7 protein-coding genes and 1 pseudogene are annotated in these 8,627 nt (G+C 70.5%); 2 read left to right on the forward strand and 6 right to left on the reverse strand.

Features of this window, described 5'->3' with window-relative positions; translation table 11 throughout:
• Together G4D87_RS28310 and G4D87_RS28315 are read right to left on the reverse strand one after the other, a co-directional pair.
• Positions 1–478: pseudogene (locus tag G4D87_RS28310) on the reverse strand (AAA domain-containing protein); the annotation flags it as partial.
• 88 nt (positions 479–566) lie between these two features.
• A complete protein-coding gene (locus G4D87_RS28315; protein ID WP_163785828.1) occupies positions 567–2,876 on the reverse strand; it encodes a S8 family serine peptidase in 2,310 nt (769 codons plus the stop codon).
• Between the two features lie 267 nt (positions 2,877–3,143).
• Between G4D87_RS28315 and G4D87_RS28320 the strand changes: the two genes are divergently transcribed.
• Both G4D87_RS28320 and G4D87_RS28325 read left to right on the forward strand, forming a co-directional pair.
• Positions 3,144–3,614 (forward strand): AAA family ATPase, encoded by a 471-nt coding sequence (locus tag G4D87_RS28320; RefSeq protein ID WP_205507756.1) that lies wholly within the window; start codon positions 3,144–3,146, stop codon positions 3,612–3,614.
• Entirely contained in the window at positions 3,604–4,371 is a 768-nt protein-coding gene (locus G4D87_RS28325) for a tRNA(His) guanylyltransferase Thg1 family protein (RefSeq protein WP_163785829.1), read from the forward strand. The genes G4D87_RS28320 and G4D87_RS28325 overlap by 11 nt, the downstream gene beginning before the upstream one ends.
• 12 nt (positions 4,372–4,383) lie before the next feature.
• On the opposite strand, the gene G4D87_RS28330 is transcribed toward G4D87_RS28325, so the two are convergent.
• The 4 genes from G4D87_RS28330 to G4D87_RS28345 all read right to left on the reverse strand — a co-directional run.
• Positions 4,384–5,244, reverse strand: a complete 861-nt coding sequence (locus tag G4D87_RS28330) for a hypothetical protein (protein WP_163785830.1) — start codon at positions 5,242–5,244, stop codon at positions 4,384–4,386.
• Positions 5,241–5,831 (reverse strand): DUF350 domain-containing protein, encoded by a 591-nt coding sequence (locus tag G4D87_RS28335; RefSeq protein WP_163785831.1) that lies wholly within the window; start codon positions 5,829–5,831, stop codon positions 5,241–5,243. The genes G4D87_RS28330 and G4D87_RS28335 overlap by 4 nt, the downstream gene beginning before the upstream one ends.
• A gap of 12 nt (positions 5,832–5,843) precedes the next feature.
• Positions 5,844–6,452: a CAP domain-containing protein gene (locus G4D87_RS28340; protein WP_163785832.1), complete on the reverse strand. Its 609-nt coding sequence runs from the start codon at positions 6,450–6,452 to the stop codon at positions 5,844–5,846.
• Between the two features lie 90 nt (positions 6,453–6,542).
• On the reverse strand, positions 6,543–8,627 hold a 2,085-nt coding region (locus G4D87_RS28345), incomplete at its 5' end, for a S41 family peptidase (protein WP_240358677.1).

Raw genomic sequence — 8,627 nt, forward strand, 5'->3', positions numbered from 1 at the left:
CCTCTCGCTTGTGCCGCTCGGCGCCCTTGTCCAGGGCCTTGATGCGCTGGAGCCCGGCGCGCAGCCGGTCGTAGGTGACGTCGTTGGGGACGACGTCCAGGCGCAACAGACCCTCGTGGACGTAGGGCGGCGGGGAGCGGTCGAAGGCGAGCTGGATGCGCGTGGCGGTGGCGCGGGAGATGAGGGCGCGGGCGGGCTCCTTCACCTCCGCGCGGCGGGGCAGCACGGCCACCAGGTCGCCGTTGTGCAGGCGGGTGGGCAGGGGGCGGCGGTCCGCTCGGCCCAGGGTGACGAGGAAGCGGCCTCCCAGGCCGACCTCCTCCTCGATGGACTCCAGGTCCAGGACGGACAGGCCGTGCTCCTCGCGCTCATGCAGCGAGAGGCTCTGGGCGAGCGCGGCCAGGCGGGCTTTCTCGGCCTCGCGCTCCTGGGCGAGGAGCGAGCCGAGCTGGTCGAAGAAGGAGACGTCACGGGGCATGGGCCTGTCATGCCATTGGGGCAGGGCCAGGGCCAGCACTCCCACGCAGGGAGCACTGGCCCGGCGTCTGCTTCAGCTCACCTCGGGCCTACTGAATCTTGCCGCCGCTCACGACCAGTGCGTAGTTCGCGTCCACCACGCGCGTCGACAAATCCGTGTCCTGGACGATTTCGTCGCCAATCACCTCCACGGTCCAGGTGCCGGCGGCGGGGGTGGTGAGGAACACGTTCTCCACCGTATCCACCGTGTTCGACACACCGCCCGCGGTGGAGACGTTGCCCGCCGTCAGGCCGTTGTTGCCCCAGTAGACGACGCCGGTGGGGGACGTCACGCGCAGCGACAGGTCGTTGATGCGCGCCTGGGCCGCGCCCACCGTGCCCGCGGGGTCGGTGTAGACCATGGTGACGTTGAGCTCCTTCTCGCCTGCGCCCACGTTGACGCGGTACGTGTTCGTGCCGAGCGGGAGCAGCCGGTCCGTCTCGTTGATGATGCTCGTCACCTCGGCGCGGTCATACAGGCGCTTCACGTCCGCGGTGCCCCAGCCCTGCCGCGCGCGCGTCAGGTCTCCGTTGGAGCCGCCCGCCAGCCAGTTGTAGCGGTGCGCCATGTTGATCATCAGCGCCTTCGCCGTGGCCATCTTCGGACGGCTGGCGAAGACATCCGCGCCACCACCGAAGCCCGCCCAGACGCCCTCGTGCCACATCTGGAAGAGCAGGCCGAAGTGCCCCGCCGTCTGCGGCGTGGCCGCGCTGGTGCCACCGAAGTTGGTGTAGGACGTGTTGCTGGAGTTCGACGCGGAGCGGATGGAGTCGTAGTAGTACGACAGGTCCGGCTTGAGGCGGCCGTCCGCCGCCGGGCCCACGCTGGCGCCGCCGTTCCACCGGTCATCCGCGCGGTTGGTGTTGTCGTAGTGGTACATGCCACCCACGGACACGATGTTCTTCGCCCACGCCTGTGGCCGCGAGTTCCGGTTGCCGGTGTTGCTCTGCGACTGCGTGCTGAGGATGGGGTACTGGAACAGGTAGTCATCCACCTCCGCGGAGATGGTGGTGTAGCCCGTCACCTGCGCGCTGCCCACGCTGGACGTCTGGAACACGGCGCGGTACTGCCCGGCCGGGTCGATGAGCTCCCGGTTGATGTCGTAGCGGGACTTGGGGCCGCCGAACTGGGAGGACTCGTTGTAGCGGAAGAAGATGCCCTGTCCGGAGGGAATCAGGCCGCGGGCGTTCCCATCCACGCCCCGGGCGAAGTTGATGCTGTAGCAGGCGCTGCCGTGGAAGCCGCCCGTGGTGCCCGTGCTGTGGATGATGGGCGCCGTCGCCCACTCCTGGTGCGTGGTGCGCAGCTCCGTGTCGAAGATTTCGCCGCGCACCCCCTGGCCCGTGAAGCCCTCCAGGCCTTCAAGGTAGGTCGCGCCGCCCACCTGACGGACGTTGTTGTTGTCGAGCTCACCCGGACCGCCCCAGCGGTCCACGTACTGGACGGCATTGGAGCGCACCAGCCGCTCCAACTGGGACTGGGTGAGGGTGGCCTCCACGCGCAGGCCGCCCGCTTCAATGAGCTCCACCGTGCCGCCCAGCGCGCGGACCAGCGAGGCGACCTCGCCCTGTCGCGCCGCGCCGCGCTCGCCCACCATGATGGAGTAGCGCTGCGGCTCCAGCTTCAGCGCGCGGCCCTGGAGGGACTCGCGCAGCACGCCCTCCACCCGGTACTCCGGATGGTACGCGCCCACCCAGCGGACATAGGGCAGCCCGGCGACGCGCTTGTGCGTGCTGGCGTTCATCTCCACGAGGAAGGTGTGGTCCGTGAGGAAGCGCAGCACCTTGCCGCCCGCGGCCTGGATGGCGTCGCGGTACTCCGGCAGGGGCGTGGCGTGGAACTGCACCAGGTGCAGGGTGTTGCTGGCGTCCGCGGTGAGCAGGCCCGCGACCAGGGGCTGCGCGCCCTTCAGCGGGTCGAACCGCGCGTGCTCCAGCCGCACCAGGTACTCCGTCGCCTGCACGCGGCCCAGCAGCGCCACGCCGCCCTGGCTGTAGGCGAAGTAGTCCTGGCGCCTGCCGTCCGCCGTCTCCTCCTGCCAGGTGTGGAGCTGGACGGACGCGCGCGGCACGTCGAGCGTCTTCAGCGCATGGATGGGCTGGGTCGTCCGGTGGAAGACGTGCCCGGCGCCCGTGGCAAGGGCATACGTGCCACTCGCCGCGCGGTCGATGCCCGTGGCGAGGCGCGCCTTCTCGACCTCGGCGCCGGTGAGGACCCGGGCGGGGCCCAGCGCCGCGGTGCTCCGGATGACGCCGGGGCGCAGGTCCGGCGTGTTCGCGGCGAGCGCCGTGACGGGCGCGGACAGGCCCCAACCGAGGGCCAGGAGGGACAGCGGGGACAACGAGGACGGCAGACGCATGGCGGTGTCTCCTTGAGAGGGACTTCCGTGCTGCACAACGCAAGAATCCTCGAAAAGCGAGATGTGCTTGTTAATCTGCTTAAGATGAATGTGTCAATGCATGCCCAAGTCTGGGAATTCATTGGAATGACAGGCATTCGTGACGTTCTGCCGACACGCCGGACGCGACAGATGTATCGGGTTGACTGTCTTTTTCGCGTGGCAGCGTTATGGCTGGGGCCGTCACTGTCAGCCGCTCTCACGCGGAGGCGTCTGGAGCCGCACGTCATGGACCTGGTTCTCTTCGTTGGCTTGCAGGGCTCGGGCAAGAGCAGCCTCTACCGGCAGCGTTTCGCGGCCACGCACGTGCACGTCAGCAAGGACCTGTGGCCTCACGCGGTTCGCAAGGAGGCCCGCCAGCGCCGGTACATCGCCGAGGCGCTGGCGGCGGGCCGGTCGGTGGTGGTGGACAACACCAATCCCTCCGCGGACGTGCGCGCGCCCCTCATCGTCCTGGGGCGCGAGTACCAGGCTCGAGTCATGGGCTACTACTTCGCGTCGAAGCTGGAGGACTGCCTGGCGCGCAATGCCTTGCGTGACGGGCGCGCCCGGGTGCCGGAGGTGGCGTTGCGCGTCACCGTGAAGCAGCTCGAGCGGCCCCGGCTCGATGAGGGCTTCGACGCGCTGTTCTACGTGACGCTGGCCGCCGACGGTGGCATTCGCGTCCAACCCTGGAGGGAGGAGCCCGATGGACCCTGAGGAACTGGCGGCGCGAGCAAGGCAGGGCGAGGTGTTCCACAACCAGCGCATGCTGCCGGGCGCCTGGGTGGTGCTGCGCGTGGATGGGCGGGGCTTCTCGCGCTTCACCGAGGCCCGCTACGAGAAGCCCTTCGACCCGGTGTTCCACCAGTTCATGGTGCGCACCGCCAGCGAGCTGCTGGAGGAACTTCAAGGCGTCTACGCCTACACGCAGAGCGACGAAATCTCCGTCCTCTTCCGGCCGGACTGGACGCTCTTCGACCGCTCCGTCGAGAAGGTGGTGTCCCTGGCGGCGGGCCTGGCCAGCGCCACCTTCACACACGCCGCGGGTGTCCCGGCGGTGTTCGACGGCCGCGCCTGGCTGGGGGCCTCGGAGCGCGCGGTGCTGGACTACTTCCTCTGGCGGCAAGCGGACGGCAGCAGGTGTTCGCTGCATGGCTGGTGCTACTGGACGCTGCGCAAGGAGGGCCGGAGCGCGGCGCAGGCCACCCGTGAGCTGGACGGCAAGCCCGTGAGCTACAAGAACGAGCTGCTCTTCCAGCGCGGCCTCAACTTCAACGACGTGCCTTTGTGGCAGCGGCGTGGAAGCGGGGTGTGGTGGGAGGCGTACCAGAAGGAGGGCGTGGACCCACGGGATGGCCGGCGGACCCAGACACTCCGGCGGCGGCTCAAGGTGGACTCCGAGCTGCCGATGAAGGAGGCCTACGAGCACCTGGTGCGGGGCCTGCTCGCGGCGCCAGGCGCCGAGGCGGACTGAGGCCCCGGGGCGTCAGCCCGCCGTGTCAGGGCCCCCGTTCAGGGGCAGCACCTTCCACAGCCGGGGCTTGTCGTATTGGGGCGGAATCATGCCCAGCGGCCAGCCCTGGGCGGTGACCTCCGCGTACTGGTAGCTGCGCCCGGCGTAGCGCAGCGCCGAGCCCTTGCCGGGCAGCCCCACGCCCACCGCCGCGTGGGACAGCGGGTCGGAGTACAGCACCACCGCGTCGACGCCCGCCTGCCGCAGCAGCATCACCGCGAGCACCGCCTTGGAGTCGCAGTCGCCGCGATTCTCCGCGGGGACCAGCGCCGGGGGGACGATACCGAAGGCCTCGTGCTCGGGCAGCTCGTAGTCGATGCGCTGCACGAAGCCGAGGATGAGCTGCGTGGCCTGCGCGGCATCCAGCCTCCGCTCGCGGATGGAGGCGACGAACGTGTCACCCAGCCTCCGCACGGGCTCGGCGTTGGTGCGCATCAGCTCCTCGTAGATGCAGCGCATGTCGGCGCTACAGCCGGGCGGTGCGTTGAACGAGAAGCGCTCCCTGCCCAGTGAGTGGTAGTGCAACCTGCGGCCCAGCGCCGCGTGTTCATCCGCCAGCGTCTGGGCCAGCGCCGTCCCCAGGCCGTAGGAGACGTGGTGCTCGGGGGGCTGGATGCTGTCCGCCCGCCAGTCGTAGTCCCGGGCCCGCCGCGGCGAGGTGCCCGGCGGCAGGAGCACCAGCCCCAAATCCACCGCGCGGGCGCCGCTGGGCTGCCCGGGCTCAGGTGGCGCGATGTCCATGCCCGCCAGATGACCCAGCGTGCCCAGGCCGCAGCAGCACAAGCAGCTGGCGAGGCCCACCACGCCGAGCATCCACTTGAAGAACGTCTTCACGCGGGCGCGCGCAGCGTCCCCGCGGGGAGCTGGGGGAAGGGGATGAGCCCGTTGAGCGCCGCCTGGAGTCCCGGGGCGGTCAGCAGCGCCAGCACCAGCAGGATGGCGGAGAGGATGAGCGCCGCCGCGACGTTGCCCTTGCGCACCTCCGCCAGCTCGTCGATGCCCGGCGTCATCCGGTCGAACAGCAGCACGCCCGTGCCGAGCACCGTGACGCCCACGCCCAGTGACAGCCCCACGTGCAGGACGGCCACCGCGACCAGCCGGCCCACGACCAGCAACTGCAGGGTCGAATTCTGCACGGTGAGGTCCAGCGCGTCCGACGTGGCCTGCACCGCGTGCTGCACCAGCAGGCCCAGCGACACCAGGCTGGCGGCGTGGACGAGGCAGGCGGCGACGTTGCCCTGGCGCAGCTCCTCAGCGGGGTTGGCGCCGAGGATGCGGCTCAGGCCGCGCAGCGCGAGCCAGATGCCCAGCGCGGCGACGAGGCCGCCGAACACCACCTTGATGAGACCGACGAAAAGCAGGAGGAGGTCCATGACGAGCGAGGCGAGCCGGGCGCCCCGGATGAGCGCCCGGCCACACACTCTAGCCCGGTGTCACTGCCGGCCGAAGGCCTGCGTCCAGTAGTGTCGGTAGGTGCTGCTCGGCGCGTTGAAGTAGCCGACGCCGAGGTCGAGGAGCGCCGGGTTCATGATGTTGTTGCAGTGCCCGGTGCTGGACATCCAGCCGTTCACCACGGCCAGGGCCGTGGAGTAGCCGGCCGCGACGTTCTCCGCGGCGTTGCGGTACGTATAGCCCGCCTGGTTCATCCGCTGCCAGGGCGTGGAGCCATCCGAGCCCGTGTGGCTCATGAAGTTGTGGGTGCCCATGTCCTTGGAGTGCTTGCGCGCGGCACACCGCAGCTGGGCGTTGTTGCTGAGCGGGGGCGCGGGCGGTTTGGCCACGCCGCCACAGACGGCCCCGGCGGCGCGGCGCTGATTGACGAGCACGAGGACCTGGTCCTCCAGGTCCGTCCACGCGGCGTTCCACGTCGCCACGTCGTCGCAATACGCGGCGGCGGTGACGGTGGCGGACCCTCCCTGCGTCTCCACCGGAGGGATGACAACGCCTTCACCAGCGGGCGTCTCAGGGGTGGCGTCCGGCGCACCACAGCCGGTGAACATCGCGGCACCCAGGACAGCGACAGCAAGAAAACGTGCGTTCATGACTGCTCCTTCCACGGGGTGAGGAGCGCCATCCTGCCGCTTCACACGCCCGCATCGAAAGGCGCTGTCCGCACTCACGCCGGCAAGCGTCTACTCGTGTGCCTGGAGCACGTCGATGGCCTTCAAGAGCACCGCGTCTCTGCCCGCCGCGAAGTCTTCCGTGGTGGGTACAATCTCTTCATCCGGGACAATTCCCACGCCATGGAATGTCGAGCGGTCGGGACGAAGAACTTCCATTCCGGTGTACATGAACCGGAAGCCGCCGGGGAGCAGCAGGTTGGTGATGTTGCCGTTGGTGCCCGCGCTGCGCTGCCCCACCACCCGGACGCGGTTCGCGGCGACCAGCATGGTGGAGAAGTTCTCCGCCGCGGACACCGAGCGAGGCCCCACGAGCAGCACCATGGGCCCCGTGTATGCGCGCGTCGTGCTTCCGGTGAAGGCGTGCTGAGTCTCGCGTACCTCATGCGCGTCCGGGCCCGTCCAGCGGCCCACTCGGAAGAGGGGACTGACGTAGGGGCCTTGGATGAGATGCCGGATGAAGTCGTAGTGGCTGAAGCCGGGGTAGCCGCGCATGTCCACGATGAGCCCCTGGGCGGCCGACGCGGTGTCGAGGTGCTGGAGGGCGGCGCCGAGGTCTGTCGTCACGTCGCTGCTCAGGGTGATGTAGTAGAGCGTCGGCGCGCCCACGTCGCCCAGCCAGCCGCTGGCGCGTCGCGAGGGGGAGTAGCCGAGCGCCTGGCCCAGGTTTCCGCCGGTCCAGGGCTGGGCCTGCACGGTGCGCTCGGTACCATCCATGGCGCGCATCACGAGCGACAGGGGCCCTGTGAGCTCACGCAGCCTCCGCGTGGCCAGGTCGTGTCGGTAGCCGTGGGTGGCGGCGGACGTGCGGGAGAGCTCTTCCGCGTACCACTCCGCCGTGGAGCGGTCGCCCACGCGCACCAGGGTGTCGCCCGCCTGGAACTCCGGGACGAGCGAGCGGCGGACCACCACGTCCCCTCCGGCGACCTCCTCCAGCAGCGCGGGGAGGTCGCCGATGAAGGGAGACGGTGACGCGGAGACGAAGACGTGCCCGTCCTGGAGCACGGCGCCGAAGCGGCGCAGGAGCTGAAGTGTCTGGAGTTGGCTCACGGGCGTGGCGTCCACCGCGGCCAGCGTCTCCTCTAGCCGCGCGTCGATGCCGTCCCCCACCACATGGAAGTAGGGGAAGAAGCGCCGCACGGCGCCGTGGGTGATGAGGAGCGACGCGCGCGCGATGCCGGCCGTCTGCGTCACCTGCGCCGTCGTGCCCGTCGGGCGCCGGCGCTGCGTCATGTCCGTGCGAGCGACCGCGGCGCTCCGGTCCAGGGCGGCAGGCGTCCCGAGCGTGGGAAGCTCGCTCAGGCTGTCGGCCAGGGCGCCGGACAGCGCCCGGTCCGCGGGGAGCTGGTCGGGAAGCGGGCCGGTGCTGTCCTCGAGCCGCGACGTGCGAATCGACAGGCCCTGGGCCGCCAGGGGAACCCAGCGCGACTCGGCGACGGCGGTCGCGACGGGCTCACCCCACAGCCAGGCTCGCCGCGCCGTGCGCAGGTCGACCACGAAGCGCGCCGCCGCGGGCGGCAGCGTGGGGCCCGTGAGCAGCGCCACCGGCAGGTCCACCGCTCCCGAGGCGGGGTAGTCCGGCGCGGCCAGGAGGTCCGTGGTGTTGCTGTAGAGGTTCTGGGCGTTGTGCTCGTCCGTCATGCCGTCGTTGACGCGCACGCGCGCGGAGACGCGTGGCACCGGCTGACCGCTGGCGACGGAGATGGCGCGGGCCAGCGCCTCTTCCAGCCCCGGGGCGTCGGGCAGGCCGCGCAGGTCGATGGCGACGGCGCGCGTGCCCTCGGGGAGGACGGGCTCACCCGTGCCGGGTCGGATGACGGCGACGGTGTCGTGCTGCTCGACCTGGACCACGGGGAGGTCCGCGGAGGCGGTGGCCTCGTGGGCGCAGACCGAATCGAGTGCCTCCGCATAGGCCCGCGCCACGCCGTTCCAGTCGACGGTGGACCCCTCCATCGCGCCAGCGAGCGCGGCGTCGATTTCCCGGTAGTGGCTGCCGGGGCTGAAGAAGCGGACCAGGGCGTGGGCGTTGGACATCGCCAGGGCGGACGAGGACGTCCCGCTGGGGCCGGGCGTGACGCGGGGGCACCAGTCCAGGGC

It is taken from the genome of Myxococcus vastator (assembly GCF_010894475.1).
Classification (GTDB): Bacteria; Myxococcota; Myxococcia; order Myxococcales; family Myxococcaceae; genus Myxococcus; species Myxococcus vastator.

Bases quoted from the DNA above. Each gene is read 5' to 3' on its own strand.
- G4D87_RS28315 (WP_163785828.1), bottom strand. From the start codon at position 2,876: ATGCGTCTGCCGTCCTCGTTGTCCCCGCTGTCCCTCCTGGCCCTCGGT.
- G4D87_RS28320 (WP_205507756.1), top strand. From the start codon at position 3,144: ATGGACCTGGTTCTCTTCGTTGGCTTGCAGGGCTCGGGCAAGAGCAGC.
- G4D87_RS28325 (WP_163785829.1), top strand. From the start codon at position 3,604: ATGGACCCTGAGGAACTGGCGGCGCGAGCAAGGCAGGGCGAGGTGTTC.
- G4D87_RS28340 (WP_163785832.1), bottom strand. From the start codon at position 6,452: ATGAACGCACGTTTTCTTGCTGTCGCTGTCCTGGGTGCCGCGATGTTC.